The 18584-nt window shown below is 45.0% G+C and carries 27 protein-coding genes and 2 pseudogenes; 25 read left to right on the top strand and 4 right to left on the bottom strand.

Features of this window, described 5'->3' with window-relative positions:
- Nucleotides 1–99: 99 nt before the first annotated feature.
- Complete coding sequence (locus tag ACWAU0_RS08790) at nucleotides 100–768, top strand: hypothetical protein (protein WP_458138933.1); 669 nt, start codon at nucleotides 100–102, stop codon at nucleotides 766–768.
- A gap of 59 nt (nucleotides 769–827) precedes the next feature.
- Here the strand turns inward: ACWAU0_RS08790 and ACWAU0_RS08795 are convergent, their stop codons facing one another.
- Nucleotides 828–1043, bottom strand: a complete 216-nt coding sequence (locus tag ACWAU0_RS08795; protein ID WP_458138934.1) for a hypothetical protein — start codon at nucleotides 1041–1043, stop codon at nucleotides 828–830.
- On the opposite strand from ACWAU0_RS08795, the gene ACWAU0_RS08800 reads away from it, so the two are divergent.
- The 3 genes from ACWAU0_RS08800 (at nucleotide 969) to ACWAU0_RS08810 (ending at nucleotide 2841) form a co-directional block, all read left to right on the top strand.
- Nucleotides 969–1496 carry an RHS repeat-associated core domain-containing protein gene (locus ACWAU0_RS08800; protein ID WP_503428548.1) on the top strand — a complete coding sequence of 176 codons (528 nt, stop codon included), beginning with the start codon at nucleotides 969–971 and terminating at the stop codon, nucleotides 1494–1496. The two genes, ACWAU0_RS08795 and ACWAU0_RS08800, sit on opposite strands and share 75 nt — an antisense overlap.
- A gap of 96 nt (nucleotides 1497–1592) precedes the next feature.
- Complete coding sequence (locus ACWAU0_RS08805) at nucleotides 1593–2342, top strand: IS5 family transposase (RefSeq protein WP_129871393.1); 750 nt, start codon at nucleotides 1593–1595, stop codon at nucleotides 2340–2342.
- A 109-nt stretch (nucleotides 2343–2451) separates the two neighbouring features.
- Entirely contained in the window at nucleotides 2452–2841 is a 390-nt protein-coding gene (locus ACWAU0_RS08810; protein WP_458138936.1) for a hypothetical protein, read from the top strand.
- On the opposite strand, the gene ACWAU0_RS08815 is transcribed toward ACWAU0_RS08810, so the two are convergent.
- Nucleotides 2807–3904 carry an IS5 family transposase gene (locus ACWAU0_RS08815; RefSeq protein WP_458138937.1) on the bottom strand — a complete coding sequence of 366 codons (1098 nt, stop codon included), beginning with the start codon at nucleotides 3902–3904 and terminating at the stop codon, nucleotides 2807–2809. The genes ACWAU0_RS08810 and ACWAU0_RS08815 overlap by 35 nt on opposite strands.
- Before the next feature lie 188 nt (nucleotides 3905–4092).
- On the opposite strand from ACWAU0_RS08815, the gene ACWAU0_RS08820 reads away from it, so the two are divergent.
- Nucleotides 4093–4908, top strand: coding sequence for a hypothetical protein (locus ACWAU0_RS08820; RefSeq protein WP_458138938.1), 816 nt, complete (start codon nucleotides 4093–4095; stop codon nucleotides 4906–4908).
- Between the two features lie 80 nt (nucleotides 4909–4988).
- On the opposite strand, the gene ACWAU0_RS08825 is transcribed toward ACWAU0_RS08820, so the two are convergent.
- Complete coding sequence (locus ACWAU0_RS08825) at nucleotides 4989–5249, bottom strand: hypothetical protein (RefSeq protein WP_458138939.1); 261 nt, start codon at nucleotides 5247–5249, stop codon at nucleotides 4989–4991.
- A 31-nt stretch (nucleotides 5250–5280) separates the two neighbouring features.
- On the opposite strand from ACWAU0_RS08825, the gene ACWAU0_RS08830 reads away from it, so the two are divergent.
- The 19 genes and pseudogenes from ACWAU0_RS08830 (at nucleotide 5281) to ACWAU0_RS08920 (ending at nucleotide 16900) form a co-directional block, all read left to right on the top strand.
- Nucleotides 5281–5763, top strand: a complete 483-nt coding sequence (locus ACWAU0_RS08830) for an Imm26 family immunity protein (protein ID WP_458138940.1) — start codon at nucleotides 5281–5283, stop codon at nucleotides 5761–5763.
- A gap of 82 nt (nucleotides 5764–5845) precedes the next feature.
- Nucleotides 5846–7029 (top strand): IS3 family transposase gene (locus tag ACWAU0_RS08835; RefSeq protein ID WP_458137018.1). Its coding sequence is split into 2 segments (ribosomal slippage): nucleotides 5846–6110 and nucleotides 6110–7029, totalling 1185 coding nucleotides; the frame shifts between segments, so codons are not numbered across the junction.
- A 425-nt stretch (nucleotides 7030–7454) separates the two neighbouring features.
- Nucleotides 7455–8435, top strand: a complete 981-nt coding sequence (locus ACWAU0_RS08840; RefSeq protein WP_458138941.1) for an integrase — start codon at nucleotides 7455–7457, stop codon at nucleotides 8433–8435.
- Nucleotides 8432–8629 carry a hypothetical protein gene (locus tag ACWAU0_RS08845; protein WP_458138942.1) on the top strand — a complete coding sequence of 66 codons (198 nt, stop codon included), beginning with the start codon at nucleotides 8432–8434 and terminating at the stop codon, nucleotides 8627–8629. The genes ACWAU0_RS08840 and ACWAU0_RS08845 overlap by 4 nt, the downstream gene beginning before the upstream one ends.
- Before the next feature lie 51 nt (nucleotides 8630–8680).
- Nucleotides 8681–8926 (top strand): annotated as a pseudogene (locus tag ACWAU0_RS08850) (Imm10 family immunity protein); the annotation flags it as partial.
- A gap of 371 nt (nucleotides 8927–9297) precedes the next feature.
- Nucleotides 9298–9702 carry an SMI1/KNR4 family protein gene (locus ACWAU0_RS08855; protein WP_458138944.1) on the top strand — a complete coding sequence of 135 codons (405 nt, stop codon included), beginning with the start codon at nucleotides 9298–9300 and terminating at the stop codon, nucleotides 9700–9702.
- Between the two features lie 151 nt (nucleotides 9703–9853).
- The gene (locus ACWAU0_RS08860; RefSeq protein ID WP_458138945.1) at nucleotides 9854–10261 is read left to right on the top strand and encodes a hypothetical protein; all 408 of its coding nucleotides are present in this window, start codon (nucleotides 9854–9856) and stop codon (nucleotides 10259–10261) included.
- 291 nt (nucleotides 10262–10552) lie between these two features.
- Nucleotides 10553–10726: a hypothetical protein gene (locus ACWAU0_RS08865; RefSeq protein ID WP_458138946.1), complete on the top strand. Its 174-nt coding sequence runs from the start codon at nucleotides 10553–10555 to the stop codon at nucleotides 10724–10726.
- 210 nt (nucleotides 10727–10936) lie between these two features.
- On the top strand, nucleotides 10937–11497 hold the full coding sequence (locus ACWAU0_RS08870; RefSeq protein WP_458138948.1) for an RHS repeat domain-containing protein: 561 nt from the start codon (nucleotides 10937–10939) through the stop codon (nucleotides 11495–11497).
- A 454-nt stretch (nucleotides 11498–11951) separates the two neighbouring features.
- A complete protein-coding gene (locus ACWAU0_RS08875) occupies nucleotides 11952–12314 on the top strand; it encodes a hypothetical protein (RefSeq protein ID WP_458138949.1) in 363 nt (120 codons plus the stop codon).
- A 52-nt stretch (nucleotides 12315–12366) separates the two neighbouring features.
- Nucleotides 12367–12717, top strand: coding sequence for a DUF7668 domain-containing protein (locus tag ACWAU0_RS08880; protein ID WP_458138950.1), 351 nt, complete (start codon nucleotides 12367–12369; stop codon nucleotides 12715–12717).
- A gap of 727 nt (nucleotides 12718–13444) precedes the next feature.
- Nucleotides 13445–13897, top strand: coding sequence for a DUF7716 domain-containing protein (locus ACWAU0_RS08885; RefSeq protein WP_458138951.1), 453 nt, complete (start codon nucleotides 13445–13447; stop codon nucleotides 13895–13897).
- A gap of 288 nt (nucleotides 13898–14185) precedes the next feature.
- Nucleotides 14186–14440: a hypothetical protein gene (locus tag ACWAU0_RS08890; protein ID WP_458138952.1), complete on the top strand. Its 255-nt coding sequence runs from the start codon at nucleotides 14186–14188 to the stop codon at nucleotides 14438–14440.
- A 33-nt stretch (nucleotides 14441–14473) separates the two neighbouring features.
- Nucleotides 14474–14620, top strand: a complete 147-nt coding sequence (locus ACWAU0_RS08895; protein ID WP_458138953.1) for a hypothetical protein — start codon at nucleotides 14474–14476, stop codon at nucleotides 14618–14620.
- Nucleotides 14621–14879: 259 nt separating this feature from the next.
- Nucleotides 14880–15047 (top strand): RHS domain-containing protein, encoded by a 168-nt coding sequence (locus ACWAU0_RS08900; protein WP_458139212.1) that lies wholly within the window; start codon nucleotides 14880–14882, stop codon nucleotides 15045–15047.
- 90 nt (nucleotides 15048–15137) lie between these two features.
- Nucleotides 15138–15398: a hypothetical protein gene (locus ACWAU0_RS08905; protein ID WP_494522875.1), complete on the top strand. Its 261-nt coding sequence runs from the start codon at nucleotides 15138–15140 to the stop codon at nucleotides 15396–15398.
- 435 nt (nucleotides 15399–15833) lie between these two features.
- Nucleotides 15834–16022 (top strand): annotated as a pseudogene (locus ACWAU0_RS08910) (NTF2 fold immunity protein); the annotation flags it as partial.
- Between the two features lie 96 nt (nucleotides 16023–16118).
- Nucleotides 16119–16277 (top strand): hypothetical protein, encoded by a 159-nt coding sequence (locus ACWAU0_RS08915; protein WP_458138954.1) that lies wholly within the window; start codon nucleotides 16119–16121, stop codon nucleotides 16275–16277.
- Nucleotides 16278–16372: 95 nt separating this feature from the next.
- Entirely contained in the window at nucleotides 16373–16900 is a 528-nt protein-coding gene (locus tag ACWAU0_RS08920) for a hypothetical protein (RefSeq protein ID WP_458138955.1), read from the top strand.
- Between the two features lie 249 nt (nucleotides 16901–17149).
- Here ACWAU0_RS08920 and ACWAU0_RS08925 read toward each other — a convergent pair whose 3' ends face one another.
- Complete coding sequence (locus tag ACWAU0_RS08925; protein ID WP_458138956.1) at nucleotides 17150–17773, bottom strand: hypothetical protein; 624 nt, start codon at nucleotides 17771–17773, stop codon at nucleotides 17150–17152.
- A gap of 299 nt (nucleotides 17774–18072) precedes the next feature.
- On the opposite strand from ACWAU0_RS08925, the gene ACWAU0_RS08930 reads away from it, so the two are divergent.
- Entirely contained in the window at nucleotides 18073–18552 is a 480-nt protein-coding gene (locus tag ACWAU0_RS08930; protein WP_458138957.1) for an Imm26 family immunity protein, read from the top strand.
- The last annotated feature ends 32 nt before the right edge of the window (nucleotides 18553–18584 follow it).

Raw genomic sequence — 18584 nt, forward strand, 5'->3', positions numbered from 1 at the left:
TACCATCAATCCTGGCAGAGGGATTCCTACCAGACAGCTGAATCGGAATCTAAATAATCTGCCAAATGTCACTAGGCAAACTGAAATCAACCCATAACAATGGCAACTACAAAAGAAAAGCGAGAATTGTTAGAAGAGTGGAGCGCGTATTTTCCGCTGTACCAGAAATGGAAGGATCAATTCCTTATCCAGCGAAATGGTGGGGTCCTCTCAGGAATTTGCTTGGATACAACTCGTGATCCAAAGGCGTATAAGCCGACCTTCTTTTTTCATAATCTATTGGTGTCTTCGCCGACAATAACATTTTCATATGCGACTCCTTTACTTGTTAGAGGGGTTTACAAACCACTGAAATATGGCGTTTCAGCGGATGTTGATATCCGGGATTTCAAGAATCAAATTAAAGTTGTTTGTGAACCGATAACGTTTGGAATATTTTTCGATCATGTAATGGAAGCTCAACGTTGTGGGCGTGGTTACCTTCCCAATACGTTACGTGACTTAATTATAGTTGGAAGCTCGCTTGGAGACGGGGACTACTATGTTTCAACCTTGGAAGAAGCTGCTTCTGCCATTGAGGCAAAATCTGGAATCAACCTTAATATAATTGGAAGTATCAGCCAATGGATCAACACTGTTGGGAATTTGATAAAACAGGATCACGACGGGACTATAAGTAAACAGATAAAAGTACATAGATTACCAGCGCTTGAGGATCGAGGCATGCCTTACAGAAGGATCGAGGGATTTTGGAAGAGTCTTTCTTAAGTCTGCGCAGCTACGTTAGAGTAAGCCCAATCGAATGCATGGAAACGTAGTGATTCGCCTCAAAGTCTTGAATCAAAAAGCTTCGCTCGCTTACTGCCGGTAACCTGATCGAAGAAAAACGAGGCAAGGCCGGCCACATCGTCACCCGCTACCAATACGATAGCGACAACCGCCTGATTCGCGCCGAAACGCCGCAAGGAATCAGCGAATACCGTTACGATACCCTGGGCCGGCGCATCGCTAAGCACACCGCACAAGGCGCAACCCGCTTTCAATACGACGGCCCGCGCCTGCTGGCGGAAATCGACAGCCAGCGCAACCGCACCTACCTATTCGAACCCGGCAGCTTCCGGCCCTTGGCATTGCACGAACAAGACAACACTCAAGCCAACGGCACCACCTACCACTACCACCTGGACCATCTCGGCACGCCTCGGGAGCTGACCGACAGCCAAGGCAAAATCGTCTGGTCCGCCCGCTACCGCGCCCACGGCAACCTGGCCCTGGCCGACGTCGAAGCCATCGACAACCCGCTACGTTTCCAGGGCCAGTATTACGACCAAGAAACCGGTTTGCATTACAACCTGAACCGATATTACGATCCGAATGCCGGGCGGTTTATTCATCAGGATCCGATTGGGTTGGAAGGTGGGAATAACCTATACCAATATGTGCAAAATCCGCTTAATTGGATTGATCCTTTGGGTTTAGATTGGAATTATTTTTAACAAACGCTAGGGGCTGTTGCCATTTTGTCATAATCCCTTTGAAAATCGATTGGCGAGCCATATTGATTGAGTTTTCAATCAAACGATAACTAGCGAATGCCACGCCAACTGCTTACAGATACCCACTGGGAAAAGCTAAAAACGATTATGTTGAGTTTCAGCATTTACGACAAACCCGGTCTTCGGCAAACGGTCGAAGGGATTTTTTATCGCTTGCGTGTTGGCTGCCCTTGGCGAGACTTGCCCGTCGCTTTTGGCAAGTGGAATGCCGTGTACAAGCGCTTCAATGCCTGGTCACTGCAAGAAAAGCTGAGGGGTATCTTTCAAGCGCTAGTGATTGAGCCTGATTTGGAATGGCTATTTATTGATGGCAGCATTATTAAAGCCCATCAACACAGTAGCGGCGGCGCCCATGAAAATCCAACAGCCATCGGGAAATCGGTCGCAGGCAACACGACCAAAATCCATATGGCGGTTGATGCCGGTGGACTTCCCATCCAGTTCTCGATTACGGGGGGCGAAGTACATGACTGCAAAGAAGCGCCGGAATTTGTGGCCAAGCTCCCCCAGGCGGGCTACATGATTGCAGACAAAGGGTATGACAGCGAGCCGTTACGGATTCAAATTCGAGACCAAGGCACAGTCCCCATCATCCCAAGAAAACAAAATTCAATAGTCGGGAATGAGGAAATGGACTGGTGTCTCTATAAATATCGCCACCTCGTTGAAAACGTATTTGCGCGACTGAAACATTTTAGAGCTATTGCCACCCGATATGACAAACTAAAACGCAATTTTGAAGGTGCTATCGCCCTGGCTTGTGCATTTATATGGTTACCGATGTGAAACGGCAACAGCCCCTAATGGAGAAGTTTATTACCATGGCCGTGCCTCTGATAATGAGACTCTGGCAGATGTGATGGGGCGTCATTCCAGAACCAAAGGCGCGGATGGGATGAGATTTGGCGCAGGAGACAAAATATCACAGGTTACGCCAAATGGAACGCCTTATGATACGGTTAGAGGCATTGAGCAACGTGGTATCGCAGAAAATGAATTATTAGGCCGAGGAAGCTCGAATGTGAGGGGTAATAAAATTAATGGCATATCTGAAGTTAAACAAAACTCGGTGCAAGGCCGCCTTAGCAGGCTGGTGAAAAACCCGCCGATATTTCCCCTTACCCACGATGTTCGTGATTTTTTCGAGTTGAAATCGGTCATGACATCGAGTTTCAAGCGTTTTGCCCCGGTTTCAAGGGCTTTTTATTCGCCTGAAGCCGTCTGTGGACGGTTTTCAGGCGAACTTCACCCTAGGCGGGTGCACTCCACGCCGGTTTCGGCGTGAACACCAATAGGTTGAGCATGCGCGTCAGGTTGTAGGCGGCAAAGCAAAACAAGGCCTGACCCGCGACTTTGGCTAAGCCGATGTGACGGGTTTTGCGCAGGCCGCCGACCGTTTTGACCCAGCCAAAGGCTTCTTCGACGATTTTGCGGCGCTTGAGACTTTGGGCGTAACCTTTGCCGCGCGCGGTGCGGCCGTCGACGGCACTGCCAATCTTTTTGCGGGCCACATGGGCTTTGATATCACGGGACTCGAGTCCGTTGACGAACGCCGCTTGGTCATAGCCTTTGTCGGCACTGACGCTGCCACCTTGGGGCACGCGGCGTTTGATCATTTTTTGCGCGGCTTCGATTTCGGCGGTGCCGGTGGCTTGAGTGGTTTCGACATCGACAATCAGGCCGTTGCGATTCTCGGACAAGGCATGGGTGATGTAACGCAGTTTGGCCTCGGTGTATTCGCCTTTCTTGTAAAGCCGGGCTTCGGGATCGGTTGTACTTTGATGGGTGGCGTTGCTGCGCTTTTCGCCACTGAAGTCGATCTCGGGATTGCGGCCGGCGGGTTTATCGGGACCACTACCATCTTTTTTGACGAAGCTTTTGTGCGAGGCCCAGGCTTCAATGAGGCTACCGTCGACACTGAAGTGTTCGTCGGACACCAGATTTTGCCATTCGGCTATGGCCAGTACCCGCTCAAAAAATTCGCGACTCAGGGCTTCGGACAGCAGGCGTTCGCGGTTGGCACTGAACACTGTGCGTTCCCACACGGCGTCGTCGATGCCCAGACCGACAAACCAGCGAAACAACAGGTTGTAGTCCAGTTGTTCCATCAACTGACGCTCACTGCGAACGGTGTACAGCACTTGCAACAGCAAGGCGCGCAGCAGTTTTTCAGGGGCAATCGAGGGACGGCCTGTGTGCGAGTAACGCTCGGCAAAGACGGCATCCATTGAGGCCAATACGCCATCAACCAGTAGCCGTAAACGACGCAACGGATGCTGTTTGGGAATACGGTCTTCCAGGCTAACATAGCTGAACCAGCTGTTTTGAATGGCATCGTGTCCGCGCATTGAAAGGCTCCAAATTTAGGTAGCCTATTTTAACAGTTGGCCGCTCATCTATGCCTTAGCTTACTTGGCTTTTCGAGTTTTTCACCAGCCTGTTAGAATGGACACGGCAGACACACATCTAAAAGAAAATGGAGTTAATCGCGTGAGCGACCTTAAACCAATAAAGACCGAATGTGGGAAGTAGTTGTATGAATGAGGTAGATGAAAAAGCGCTCCATATATTGCGCAAGTATAATGTGACTCGCCCGGAAGATACTTTGCAAGCTGATTTCATATATGCAAAGGATAAAGGACTAATGTTCGATAAGGAGAATATTGACCATGACAAAGCCGTCAGGGCTTGCTTTGAGATTTTTTCCGATTGCCGCAAGGAACATTTTACTAATCTTTTTTTGGCTAGTCTTAGTAGCAACAGACTTGATTATCGGAGTGGATTGGCGGCATATGCGATCATGCAGACATTTCCTCATCACCAATTTGACATGCTGGATGGGCACTATTGCAAATTGTGCTCCTATCCAAAGCAAAGGGTTGTAGATCTTTCCGCGCTTAACAATTTGCGCTTTTTTTGTGGCGGATTATTTTCTGGAAGTCCAGCTGAGATTAGTTTTTTTCTTTTGCAGCATCAAAAGTTGTCTGATGTATATCCAAATACTTTGGATTTCGAAATATTTGGAAGCATTTTGCAGACAATCAGACGGACAGATCAATTAACTACAATTTCAACTCTTCAAAAGCAATTAAAAAATATTCTATCTTTTAAAGCGACCAAGGAGCAGATAAAAGTTCTCCTCGAAACACTTGGCTATTGTGGCGTTTTGCAAACACCAAGTCACGAAGGACTGTTGCATAGATATGTGAATATAAGTTTGGCTCCTAGAAAGACACGTAGTTCGGATTGGAAATACCCCGTGGATTTTTGGACAGGAAAAGATGGCGTGAATCGAGATAACTTTATGTATTGGTTCGGGCATTACAAAGAGTTGAAGCAGCAAATCAACTAGCCAATTATTCCGGGACAGCAACCTGAGCGAAGAAACGCTCGGAACAGCGGGCCAAATTAAGGCCGGCCAAATCTCATTCGCTACCATACGATAGTGACAACCGCCTGATCCGCGCCGAAACGCCGAATGGCACGACGCAATACCGTTACGACGCCCTGGGCCGGCGTATCGCCAAACACACCGCGCAAGGCGAAACCCGCTTTCAATACGACGGCCCGCGCCTGCTCGCAGAAACCGATAGCCAGCGTAGCCGCACCTACCTGTTTGAACCCGGCAGCTTCCGGCCCTTGGCGCTGCACGAACAAGACAACACCCAAGCCGGCGCCGCCTACCAAAGGCAAAGATGAGAGCGCTAAATGGAGGTAACTGCGGATGAAATTATCTAATGTCAAAGAGTGGGGACCAAAGTCTCGCACAATGTTACGTTTTATTACGTGCGGTGATATTTTTGTGTTTAAGCTTTATGAGGGAAACTTTGGGTTTGGTAGAGTTTTAGCAAAAGTAGATATTGGGCACGTTGTAGAGATATTTGACAAAGTCCTAAAATCTCCGTCCGTTACAACTGAATTGATTGGGCAAGCAAAACGTCTAGGTTCGCCGATTATCGTAGACTCCTACAGCTTATTTGACAGGCGTCTGGAAGGTGATTGGCAGATTATTGCCTATCATGATGGGTTTCGGATGAGCGATACCGACAATGTATCGTTCGTCTATGGACATCCTAACGCATGGAAGAAAATTGATGTTTTAGGAAATGAATCTGCCATATCAGACAGTGAAGCGAGCCTTCTTCCCTTCTACAGTCCGACTCGTGATGCTTCGGTAAGAAGTTTATTTATACCTGATCACCCATAAGCCCATCAACCAATATGTAGTGGTCTAATAATAATGGACACCGAGATAGGTTGATAAACTATCAATCTAGAAGGTGAACCTAATGAAACAAGAAAGACGAAGTTTTGATGCGGCGTTCAAGCTGCAAGTAGTGAAGATGATCCAGGAGCAAGGACTGACGGTGGCTCAGGTTTGCCAGGAACTCAAACTGGGTGAGACGGCGGTGCGTCGCTGGTTGAAGCAGGTGCAGGCGGAGCAATCCGGTCAGCCGGGTATGGGCAAGCCGTTAACCCCGGACCAGCAGCGGATTCGGCAGCTGGAACAGGAAAATCGGCAACTGCGTTCGGATAACGAACTGCTCAAAAAGGCTTCGGCCTTCTTTGCCAGAGAACTGCGATGAAACACCAAGTGATTCAGCAGCTAACAGCAGAGAAGGCCGTCACCGTACAACAGAGCTGCCAATTGCTGGGCGTCAGTCGATCTGGACTGTATGCGGCCCGACGGCGCGTTCGGCAGCCGCAAGCGCTTTGCGGCACGCGGGTTCGGCTGCGGAGCCTGTTTGACGCCACGGGTCAATGTTATGGCAGTCGCCGTCTGCGTAAAGAATTGGCGGGACAGGGCGTTGAGATCGGCCGCTATCGTGTGCGCAGCCTGATGAAGGAACTCCAGCTCAAGCCGATCTGGAAGCCCAAATTCGTGCATACCACCGACAGCAATCACAATCTGCCGGTGTACGAGAACGTGCTGGATCGCCAGTTTGAACAGACTGAGGCTAATCGTGCCTGGGTCTCGGACATCACGTATATTCGGACCCTGAGCGGCTGGCTGTATCTGGCGGTGGTGTTGGATCTGTATTCGCGCAAAATCGTGGGCTGGGCCATGGCGCCCAACATGCCGGCGGAGCTGGTTTGCACGGCCTTGCAGATTGCCATCGCCCAGCGCCGACCGCCGCCGGGCCTGATCGTGCATTCCGACCGGGGCAGCCAGTACGCCAGTCACGAATACCGGGATTTACTGGCACGCCATGGCTTTCAAGGCAGCATGAGTCGCAAGGGCAACTGTTGGGACAATGCGGTGATGGAGCGCTTCTTTCTCAATCTGAAAATGGAGCGCGTCTGGCGTCGCCAATATGCCAACCATACCGAAGCCAGCCGCGACGTGACCGACTATATCGTCAATTTCTACAACAGTCGGCGCTTGCATTCGTCACTGGGCTACCTGCCGCCCAATGGCTATGAAATGAAAATGGCAGATCAACAACCTATTTGGCTGTCCGAAAAAAGTTGACCACTACAATATGAACAAGCCAGTTGGCGCTAACTCGTGTAGGTACGATGAGCGAGAGCGAAATCATACGCATGGAAGCATTCTGATTCGTAGCGAAATCCTGCATCCGCAAAGCCTTGTGCACGTCCGGTCGGCAACCTGATCGAATGAAAACTCGGCAAAGCCGGTCAAATCGTCACCCGCTACCAGTACGATAGCGACACCGCCTAGTCCGCAGCCTGCTGGTGGAAACTGATCGTCAGCGCTGCCGCACCTGAGATAATTTGGCCTTGGATATTAATGCTGGAGGATACTATGGTTTATAGTTTTTGCGCGAATTACGTATTTTCGTCCGAATTGCCTCAAATTAAAAGTAACCCAAGGGGTCATTAAAAACGGGTCGTTGCCTCACATTGTGTGTAACCGAAATCAAGCGGGTTACCACCATGGGAAAACACGAACGACGAGCCTATTTACACGCCATCCAAAAACGTTATCGACAAAGTGATAGGGCCACGAAACAAACGATCCTGAACGAGTTTTGCGAAGTCTGCGGCTACGCCCGTAAGTACGCGATTCGTTTGCTGAATCGAAAAGCCAAGCCAACCGCTTCGCCTAGCAAACGGCCCGGCCCCAAGCGGAAATATCAAGCCGAGGTGTTGCTGGAGCCATTGAAGCGCATCTGGTTCGCTAGCGATCAACTGTGCGGCAAGCGCCTGAAAGCAGCGATACCGATCTGGCTACCGCACTACGAAGCGCAGTACGGCTCACTCTCCGATCAGGTTCGTGCCGACTTGCTAAAGGTTTCGGCGGCGACCTTGGATCGCTTGCTCAAACCCTTGCGCGTCCAGCACCCCAAAGGCTTGTCCGGCACCAAACCCGGGTCTCTGTTGAAAACCCAGATTCCCATCCGAACTCATTACTGGGACGAGACCCAGCCCGGTTTTGTCGAAGCCGATACTGTCGCTCACTGTGGCAATTCGCTGGCCGGAGATTTCGTCTGGAGCCTGACGATGACGGACATTGTCACCGGCTGGACCGAATGCCGGGCCACCTGGAATAAAGGCTCGCAAGGTATCCTGGAACAGATTCAGGCCATCGAGAACCTGTTGCCATTCCCTTTGAAAGGCTTCGATTGCGACAATGGTTCTGAATTTCTCAATCATCACCTGGTTCGCTATTTCACCGACCACCCGCAAAAGCCGGCGTTTACCCGCTCCAGGCCTTACAAGAAAAACGACAATGCCCACGTCGAGCAGAAAAACTGGACTCACGCCAGGCAATTATTCGGCTACGACCGGCTGGATAATGCCGCGCTGGTGCCGTTGATGAACGCGGTCTACAGCACGCTTTGGTGCCCTTTGCAGAATCATTTCTGCCCCAGTCTGAAACTTCAGAAAAACACCGAGACGGCGCCAAAGTCGTGAAAAAATACCATGCCCCGCAAACCCCTTACCAACGGGTGATCAATCATCCTGACATTCCGGAAACCACCAAACAGACTCTCCAGGAACATCATGCCAAACTCAATCCATTTGCTCTTAAGGCCGCCATTGAGCAACAATTGAAACTCATTTTTTCACAAGTCCAGGTTACCTCTAATGTGAGGCAACGACTCTGATACTTCGGTTACCTTTTTCTATGAGGCAATACGTCGTCGTCAGACGATGGTTATATGACCATGGTTGTGTTTTCTAATGATGAGCTTGATCCTTCTCGGTTTGTGCTTATTCAACAATCAAATAAATATAACGAGCAAGACAAGAAAATGGGGATGGATAAAATGCATATTCAAGTTGATGATCAGTCAAGATCGCATTATGGTGGAATTACTAAAATATCAATTGAGGGGAATATTTTGTTTTTTGAATTAGAAAAAAATCGCTCAAATAAGGCTACAAACCGACGGAGGTATTGAAATAAAAATGGATGGTCGCCAATTAGATTTTTCAACTGTCCTTTCACAATTAGAAAATATGGCGCATAACGAAAATGTGCAATTTGTAAAATCTGTGCACGATTAAAGGCGCAATTGTACGAAAGGATGTATCTCCAAATTGAATCAAAAAGCTTCGCCCGCTTACTGGTTCAACTCGCTACGTTTTCAAGGCCAGTATTTCGACTAAGAAACCGATTTGCATTAAAATCTGAATCGGTATTAAGCATCCTAATGCGGGAAGGTTGATCCATCAGGATCCGCTAGAATTACAAGACGGAAGCGACGATTATCAATGAAGGCGAAAAACATACATTTCCTTATCGAGGATAGTGGTTATATAGATGAAGCGATTGAGCGACACTGAAAGAGCCATTACTGAAGAAGAGTTTTCTAAGCTTGAATCAAGCTTTTCAAGAAAACTGCCTACTTCATTGAAGGCTCACTATTTGAGAAACAACGGAGGATTTCCGGATTCGAATTATGTGAAGGGAAGCAAACACGTATTTTCAATTGATGGATTTATCCCTATTAAATATGGAATCCTACCTATCGAGAGGTTAGTTCGGGATATGCGGGGACCTGAGCCCGTTGGTTGCTTTGTGCCTTTCGCCAATGATGCTGGTGGCAACATATTTTACATATCACTGCTGGATGATGACTATGAACGTGTTTATCTTTTCACCGCAGATACAGCCGAGAAGATATATGTATGCGGCTCCTTTGATGAGTTTATAGCCGCTCTTTATGACGACTGACTTATATTGCAAAAAGCTATATGTTGAAAACTCAAGTAGATAATACAAGGCTCGGTGAATATGAAATGAATAGTAAGCCAAATAAACTCCACTATCACCAGGAAACATGGCGCCCGGATAAAGTGGAGAATGTGCTATAGAGAAACCCCAAGTGAAAATTACAATAACTGATATTAAAAAATCAGATGGCAATACAGTTATTTTCTTCTGTTCTAGCTTAGGAAATGGCATGGCCACCTGGGCGAGCTCGGAAGCACCTTCTAAGACCTATCAATACGATGTTGAAATTGATATAGAGAAATCTATAGATCAGGTGCGGCTGGGCGGGTCAGATCATGATCATGATCATGATCATGAATATCGGTTAATGTTAGAGGGCTCCTCTGTGATTATGAATGGAACTATAGAATCCATTGAAGACGATGGTATGGCTTGTTATCGATTATCTCAGGATTGCATAATTATGATTGAATCTGGAAAGTCTGATCTTAAGAAAGGTGATTGGGTCAAGTTAAAGCTCAAATGTTCGGACGTGGAGATAACTGATCAAGGCATATAGTATGAAACCATTGAGGTAACGAATCCCAACGTATACCGTGATAGAAAAGAGCGTATCTTAAACCTGCACAGAGCTGGCGCAGGTAAGTCCGGGAATACAGAATTTCCGCCGTCATGGAACGATGAGACAATTCTGAAGGAAGTGTCAGATGTCGCAACAGATCCCAAATCGGCGATGGGGATAGGGAAATATGATTCCCCATATGCGATAGGCATTTTGGATGGGGTTGAAATACGGTGCGCAGATTTCCGCCGCTTACCCAACAAATGTTATTCCCAATCCACCATAACTATGAACGGGCAAGAAATATTTTTAAGGGCGAACAACTTGCTTCGGCGTTTGCTGGACGCGAACAAGCCAAATCTTGATTTAAAATCAATCGACGCAGTATTGCATTACCTGGATCATGATGAATACGAAATGGCATTCGAAGGCTTGTTTATTGATCTGATGACATTAGGATGAATGGATTGGGTGGGCGATATTCGTGAATACTTTGATTTGGGCAAAGAACTAGGTCTTGAGACTGACAGTGTGTTTGATGCCGAGTTTTGGGATAAGTTTTCTAAGTTTTTGGGGGCATTAGGGGATAGTGCGCACTGATTAGCGGAATCGTATGTGGTAATAAGGAGTTAATTCGTAGTCAAACCCTGATTCGGAACGCTTCGTCCTCATTTGCGTGATTACCCAGAAAACCGCGGCAAGGCCGATCACATCGTCACCCGCTATCAATACGATAGCGAGGACCGTCTGGTCCGCGCCGAAACGCCGAATGGCACGACGCAATACCGCTACGACGCCCTGGGCCGGTGCATCGCCAAACACACCGCGCAAGGCGAAACCCGCTTTCAATACGATGGCCCGCGCCGGCTGGCGGAAACCGATAGCCAGCGTAGCCGCACCTGCCTGTTTGAGCCCGGCAGCTTCCGGCCCTTGGCATTGTGCGAACAAGACAACACCCAAGCCAGCGGCACCACCTACCATCTGGACCATCTCGGCACGCCTCGGGAGTTGACCGACAGCGAAGGTAAAATAGTCTGGTCCGCCCGCTACCGCGCCTACGGCAACCTGGCCCTGGCGGACGTCGAAGCCATCGACAACCCGCTACGCTTTCAAGGCCAGTATTACGACCAAGAAACCGGTTTGCACTACAACTTGAACCGGTATTACGATCCTAATGCAGGGCGGTTTATTCATCAGGATTCGATAGGGTTGGAAGGCGGAGTCAACGGCTAGCAATATGCGCCGAATCCGGTGAATTGGGTTGATCCGTTGGGGTTGACTGGGAAGGATTGTGCACCAATAACTGATCCAGCAAAACTACTGCCGGCACCTAAGAACTCTAACCCATGTATGCCTGGTACACCATTAGAGAGTAATGTAGTTGGACCTGATGGAATGACTGTCTATCGCGCGCATGGTCAAGGACGAGCAACCGGAGGTTGGGTAACTTAGAGCCTCATCCAAATCAAGCTTATGTAAGGAAAGAATTGGCGGTGCATCCAGATTGGAATGATGCAACTAATTATTCTGAAATACAATTGGCCCCAGGAACGAGGTATCAATCAGGCATAGCTGGGCCACAAAACTTTCCAGGAGGGGGCGGAGGAGGTCGCGAGATTCAGATTTTAAACTTTGAAGATATATTGAAACAGAAGGTTGTTTCAACTCATTCATTACCAAGGTAACTATGGCTGACCTAACGATATTTTCTAATAATGGAAAATTGGCTATTGAACTTTTTTTTGCGGGTGAAATACACTTCGGTCCGATGTATTTTAGGCCAAAATTTGTGGGATTTCAGACAGAGGCGACGCCCAGTCTAATTGCTGAAAACATCGTTTGGAGTATTGATGATGGGTATGTTGCGCTAGCTGAAGTATCTTCTAATCTTGAGTCAATGAAACTGCATTTAATTAATGCAGCGAACGGCTCGTTAAAAACGCTTGATGAATGTAAAGGCCTGTTAATTCCATTACATGTAAGCAACAAAGGAGAAGTGGAATTTGAATGGAGAGAAAAAGGAACGAAGGAAATCAGAATTAGGGCGTAATCTTTAGCGCTCTTGGAGGAGCGCTGCATACGAATACCCGGGATCAGATAATATGGATTCTATTTTTCAACGAATTGTGATCACGGTTAAACAGGTAGTTGAATGGCTGGTAACCGGTGATTTTGTGGCTATTGAGCGTTATACACATGGTGAGCGGCTTACCGCGAATTTGATTTCAGAAGCGATATCCGAATATGGACATAAGTTGGTTATGCCTCCCTCTGATGCGTTTGATCAATTGGATTTGATAGAGGTGGTTGGGGTTTCGCCAAGAAAATGGTCTGTTCGCTTTGATCTCTGGACGGAACGGGAGGGGCGGTCGGATTTGAGTCTTGAATGCACCTTAAGTTATACCGATGAAGGATTACTGGCTGTCGAAGTCGATAATATCCACGTTCTCTAATTTTATTGTTGCACTGAGCGTTACACCTTTGAGAGATGCGAGGTCAGAAATACAAACAAATATAAAGGTTGCAAATTATGAAATTCTATGAGGATGAAAATTGTCGATTATTTAATTCTTACTTTGCCTCCTCTTTTGAAGATATAAACTGCTACTGGGTAATTTAGGATCAGGATGAATATACCTACGATGCTGATATTGAATTCAGCCTCAAAAGCATGGGTAGCATACAATTAGTAATAAACGATAAGATCTATGACGATACAAAAATAAGCAAGCGCATTAAAGAATTTAAAGGGGCTTTTGGGCATCATACTTTGTTGTCGATTAACAAAAGAAAAAATTTCTCGCATAAAGTATTTTTGGAACCATATAGTTATTATGTCGAATCTTGCAAGTATGATTGCGCAATAAAGGCTGATACAATTAAATTTTTAAAATTAATACAATATGGGTAGGCAAACGGTTTTTTAGTTAACGCGGAAGTGGACTTGAAGTGCTTTATTAACGTGCTTGGAAGAGTTTTTTAGGAACTTTAGGTGAGCCTGGCTATTTTTCAACAATCGCTAAAAATGTCTTATTTTCATTTCCGCTAATATTTCATTCGTGTTATAAGGGCTCGATAATTTTTGGAAATTTAAAAATTGAAAATCAGCAAGGTGAAAAAATCAAGAGCCGGGACGAATTTAACTCTGTTTTTGGATCATATATCTGGGGAATTAATAAATTGACCATATTAAAGAAATGTCAAAACTCTTTGCTGAATCCAGCCCGCGTAGGTAAGGATTTAGAAATGAATCTTCGTGAACCGATGAAGTTCTTGGATATAATCGAGATGGTTAAGAATAAACAGGAGCGCAAAACCTCTTATTGTGTCTATTGTCCTGATGATATAGACGATCCAACACTCGACACGGTATGTTATATAGATAGTTATCCAGAAATTACAAATAATGATGAAGAAGTATATTCGGGATTCGTTTATAGCAATAATTTGCAGCTTCTTTGCCGAGAGGAGCTTATTCAAGACGTGATTGATACTGCCATTTCTCAAAAGCCTAATGTTTCCGACAGTGAGTTATTAATGGCTTTTATTTTTTATAATGGAAATGATGTTTTTTTAATTTTTCGTGAATTAATCAGCTATATTGGACAAATCAGCCTGCGTAGATACGATTAGCGTCAGCGTAATCGTACGCAGGGAAGTGTTGCCAAGTCTTAAATCAGAACGCTTCGTTCACGCCAGACCGGCAACCTGATCGAAGAAAACCGCGGCAAGGCCCACCACATGCCACGCGCTACCAATGAGATAGCGACAACCGCCCGAAACGCCGAATGGCGCCGCCCAATACCGTTATGACGCCCTGGGCCGGCGCATCGGAAAACACACCGAGTGAGGCAAATTTACTTTCAATACGACGGCCCATAGTTTTTGTGGAGCAATTGATCCGTAAAGTTTCCAAATACCATGATTTTAAAAAATATATTTCTTTACCCTGATTTAGTAGAGTTTGCTAACAGAGAGCAAGATTTGCTGATAGTTAAAGATCAGACCAGACACCTTTGTAATTATCTTGAGCGACGATTAGCTGTGCTTAAATTTCACGCTGATGGTTTCAATAGAATTTGTGTGATTGGGAAATCCCAGCCTCAAGAAATGCACATTAACTCTTCATCTGTATTGGCGGTTTATATTCCTTTTAATATGGAAGAGTTTAGATAAATAAAGCGAAGTGAATTAGGGGATTATTACAGCGTGTTATTGAAAGAGGGGCTGAAAAAATGTGCTGCTAAATACGAAATACCAATTGATGAGTTATTGTCCTGGCTTGAAGAAATGAAGCAAGATGGCTATCGTAACGAATTGATATTTAAGAAAAAACATTTAAAGATCATGATATAAAGTGTCGTCTTGATTGCGCTTTAACTCTGGATGAATTCACATTGAGGCTTAATGTTTCAAAAAAAGGTATTGATCTTTTCAGTGAATTAATTTTGACTACTCCGTCTGATGAAATTGCCTTTCAATACAAATTTAAAGATGTGCTAATTGAAAATGACAATATTGTGGTAATTACTCGTTTGAACTCTGAGTCCGAAAGAGTTTTATTTCGAACAATGATTCCGGCTGGCTAAATAGCCGTAACACCTGTCATTATCATCTGGATCATCTCGGCATGCCCAGGGAGCTGACCGATACCGATGGCATAATTCTCTGTTCCGCCCGCTACCACCCCTATGGCAATCTGGCACTGGCCGATGTCGACGCTATCGACAAACCTTTTGGCGCGAGAGAGCTAAAACCGAGCAGGAGCGAAGAAAAATGTTAAAACGCTGTGGATAATATGTTGTCGAATAAAGTAATAAATTATTTTAAAGCTAATGGCTAGTGGTATGAGGATATTGCTGAAGAACATTCGTTGGCATTAAATGAACTAGACATTGATCTTGATAGTCAGTTTGCAGAATTTTATCTTCATGTGGAGGACGGGCCAACTTTCAGTAGAAAATATGGAGAAATTTATCAAATATGCTGGTTCGTAACAAATTCAAGTTACGATATATGCTTACAAAGAACTCACAATGCTCTTGGTTTGCCGATGGAATATATACCTCTAGATGGTTTTGAAGGGGGAGGTGTTTTTTTTATAATAGAAAAACAAGGGAGGTTTTATATTTAGAGATCGGTAAAAAAAATTGAGGATTTTTTAGTAGGTATATTAATGCCTCAATGGAAAGATTTTAATGATTTTTTAGGGTGGTTTTTTCTTTAAGGAATCAGTAGGCATTTTCTGGGGCGAAAGATATGCGAATGGTGGGGCAGCGTCAGCTCGTATTGGCTGTAAGATATTTTATTCTGTTGGTAATAAAATAATAGGTAAGCACGAAATGAATGATGATTTGTGTGTGCAAGCGGTTAAGCAATTAATTAATTTCATGGAAGCCATGTGTGGCTGGGATATAAAATATTACGAATTATTGACTCAAGATTTTGAAAAGCATAAGTATTTAGCGAAACAAGATTTAACTCGTATTTATGACATATTTTTAATTAAAAAGAACGTAAGTATGGCCGGGAAGCAGCGGTTAATGCCTCAAGTCCGCCTGTTTTCGATCCCAGTACTGAATCTATTATTAAATGCGATGTCGTTGATAATAAAACCATTCTTATATATACAAAACAAGGTGCTGGGTTTAAATTTGATTGTCGCTACCGAATAAAAGTGATAAGGGGAGAGTGGCTTATAGACAAGAAAGAAATATTTTCTGTACACGAGAAAAAATGGGTTAATGAGCTTTTTTAGCTGTGCCGGCAGTTTTGTTGCATAAATCGGCATAGACCCCAGCCGGGGGAGATACCGCCAGCGCCAGCGTAATTATACATAGGGAAGTTTTTTGATTTGTCGCCAAGTTTTAAGTCAAAAAGCGTATCCTGCTTCTGGCCCGGCAACCTGATCGAAGAAAAGCGCGGTAAGGCCGGCCAAATTGTCGCACGCTACCGATACGATAGCGACACCTGTCTGATTCGCGCCGAAACGCAGCAAGGTATCAGCGAGTAGCGTTAGCCTCGTTTCTCGAAAGATAGACGCGATGAAAGATTTAACCGATAAAGCAGGGATTCCAACCAATTTTGTTCCATACGATTAGGTGGTATATGGGAAGCTTATCAATACAGTTCCATGCGTTACCGGAAGAAGTTAACGACATGGTTATGGCAATAAGGTCTGTGGAAGGTTTAAATATAACGTCAATGGGGGGAACGCCTTTTCGCGCCGACGCTTGGGATGGTAGAAGTCTCGCATTTGAAAATGCAGGCGAAATCAGCTTGGGTTTTACACATTATCCAGTCGACTTAAATTGTGTAAGTCGCTACGACTTTGTAATCCAGAACCCAAATGCGTTAGTTCTCGATATTGGACAGTTGACGAAAGACGGGCTCAAACGATCATGGTTGTCATGCAAAACTGACGACGAAGTTTCGTTATCGAAATGGAAAGAATTTGCCACAATCATTAAGAAAAAAACCAAGTGTGGTGCCGTCGCAATAAATCCACAAAGCGGAGAAACGTCGCTAATGAATAGTCATAGATATACAGATGGCGCGCTGAGATTATTCCAATCAGGTGTTGATATGTTACCAGTAGGCGGTATTGTTCGTATTCAACTTGGAAACGCTAAATAGTCTGAATAATCCTAATATAGTAGGATTCACAACGTCTCGATACGAGGGTTGTATAAAAGAATTTTTTCAAAATTTCGGTCGCTAAAAACTGATTTCACTATCCGGCATTGATAGGTGATTTTTTGAGGTGATTGCCCTTGATTTTTAGGGTATAGTGTTTTTGTGAATAAAGTTACCGAAAGGATTGGTAGAGCAATTTAATCCAAATTACGCATTAGATGATAAATTTGGATAGAATTAATAGGTTTCTCAAACAAGCTGTATTCTAGGCTCTTTCCCTTCTAATGCATCTTGAGCAATTTCGACCAGTCCAGGCCAATTTGATTCTTTGCAAGACTCTAAAAAGTCTTTAACCTCATTTTTTGGCCAAAGATGCGCAATCGCCGCAATATAACAGCGAGGTGTGATTTTTTTGCCTTCATCTTCCGTAAATTTTGAAATTCCTGAAACGATATTTTGAATATCGGTTTCTTTTGGAACTATTTTCTTGTACAAAATGGCTGAGCAGGCGCCGCCTATTTGCAAATCATTTTCTTTCTCGATAGATTCAAAAAGAAAGCTCAAATCTAATTTGTCCAAATGAGTGTTTTCTAACAGAAATATAGAAAACGCTAAATCCCGATATAGGATCGTGTTTTCATAATTCCTTTCTATTAGTTTCTTAAGAAAAGGCAGTGCTTCACTACAGCTACCTATTCCAATGGCTCTGATCAGGTGGCATTGCGTTTGCCACGCTTTTGGTTTTTCAATTTCTTTGGTTAGGGCTTCTAATAAATAGGAGCAGTACCCAGTTAATCTTTTTTTTATTATATTTTGTGCGGCTTTTTTTATTTTAGGTGATGAGCCAGATGTTAAGTCGTTAACATATTCCATGATTGTATGTTTTGGTAATGGTTTAGTGTATTGTTGGGCGTTTTTCTAACTTTATATTGTCCTTATTTTTCATGATAAATGGAAGTGTTGACTAGTGGCGAGCAATGCCGTAATTCAGAAGAATTAGTCATCGCACAAGGGGCAGGCGGATCGAAGAAAAGCTCGGCAACGCGCTCAGCCTAAGTACGTACGATTAGTATCAGCGTGTTGCGGCTGGGTAATGCTGCTTAAATCTATGGGGGCCTCGATAACTGCTAGACACAGGCCGAGTATCTCGCTATGCAGGTAGGAGATTTTTGATGAGTATAGTTAATATAAGGCCTTGGAACTCAAAGCCACGCACTATGCTTCGTTTTATTAAGCCAGGCGATATATTTGTTTTTAAAATTAATGATGAGTCTTTTGGGGTTGGTAGGATTTTGACAAAGGTAAGTCTTGGGCACGTTGCGGAGATATTTGATTCTATTTTAACGTCACCAACCGTTACGCCCGAGTTACTTAGTAGCGTGAGTCGGCTGGGAACTCCAGTAGTATTGGATACGTACAGTTTATTCGATAAGCGCTTAGAAGGAGATTGGCAGATTGTTGCCCATGATAGTGAATTCTGCATGGGTGATACAGATAACGTATATTTTGTATATGGGCATCCAAATTCATGGATAAGGGTCGATGTTTTTGGAAACAAGGAGTCTATGGCTGATTTGGAAGCGGCTTTATTATCTAAATACAGCCCAAGAGGATATGGCGAGGTCAAAGAGATGTTCGAAAAGGCAATCTAGCGATGAAGGTGTGATTAACCCGCGTAGATACT

Source organism: Methylomonas sp. Uni0009, assembly GCF_054188105.3.

Excerpts from the sequence above, each read along its gene's own strand:
- ACWAU0_RS08790 (WP_458138933.1), top strand. The coding sequence starts at position 100 with ATGGCAACTACAAAAGAAAAGCGAGAATTGTTAGAAGAGTGGAGCGCG.
- ACWAU0_RS08840 (WP_458138941.1), top strand. The coding sequence starts at position 7,455 with ATGGGAAAACACGAACGACGAGCCTATTTACACGCCATCCAAAAACGT.
- ACWAU0_RS08880 (WP_458138950.1), top strand. The coding sequence starts at position 12,367 with ATGGATTCTATTTTTCAACGAATTGTGATCACGGTTAAACAGGTAGTT.
- ACWAU0_RS08805 (WP_129871393.1), top strand. The coding sequence starts at position 1,593 with ATGCCACGCCAACTGCTTACAGATACCCACTGGGAAAAGCTAAAAACG.
- ACWAU0_RS08820 (WP_458138938.1), top strand. The coding sequence starts at position 4,093 with ATGAATGAGGTAGATGAAAAAGCGCTCCATATATTGCGCAAGTATAAT.
- ACWAU0_RS08865 (WP_458138946.1), top strand. The coding sequence starts at position 10,553 with ATGAACGGGCAAGAAATATTTTTAAGGGCGAACAACTTGCTTCGGCGT.
- ACWAU0_RS08815 (WP_458138937.1), bottom strand. The coding sequence starts at position 3,904 with ATGCGCGGACACGATGCCATTCAAAACAGCTGGTTCAGCTATGTTAGC.
- ACWAU0_RS08810 (WP_458138936.1), top strand. The coding sequence starts at position 2,452 with ATGAGATTTGGCGCAGGAGACAAAATATCACAGGTTACGCCAAATGGA.
- ACWAU0_RS08920 (WP_458138955.1), top strand. The coding sequence starts at position 16,373 with ATGGGAAGCTTATCAATACAGTTCCATGCGTTACCGGAAGAAGTTAAC.
- ACWAU0_RS08875 (WP_458138949.1), top strand. The coding sequence starts at position 11,952 with ATGGCTGACCTAACGATATTTTCTAATAATGGAAAATTGGCTATTGAA.
- ACWAU0_RS08930 (WP_458138957.1), top strand. The coding sequence starts at position 18,073 with ATGAGTATAGTTAATATAAGGCCTTGGAACTCAAAGCCACGCACTATG.
- ACWAU0_RS08890 (WP_458138952.1), top strand. The coding sequence starts at position 14,186 with ATGATTTTAAAAAATATATTTCTTTACCCTGATTTAGTAGAGTTTGCT.
- ACWAU0_RS08830 (WP_458138940.1), top strand. The coding sequence starts at position 5,281 with ATGAAATTATCTAATGTCAAAGAGTGGGGACCAAAGTCTCGCACAATG.
- ACWAU0_RS08925 (WP_458138956.1), bottom strand. The coding sequence starts at position 17,773 with ATGGAATATGTTAACGACTTAACATCTGGCTCATCACCTAAAATAAAA.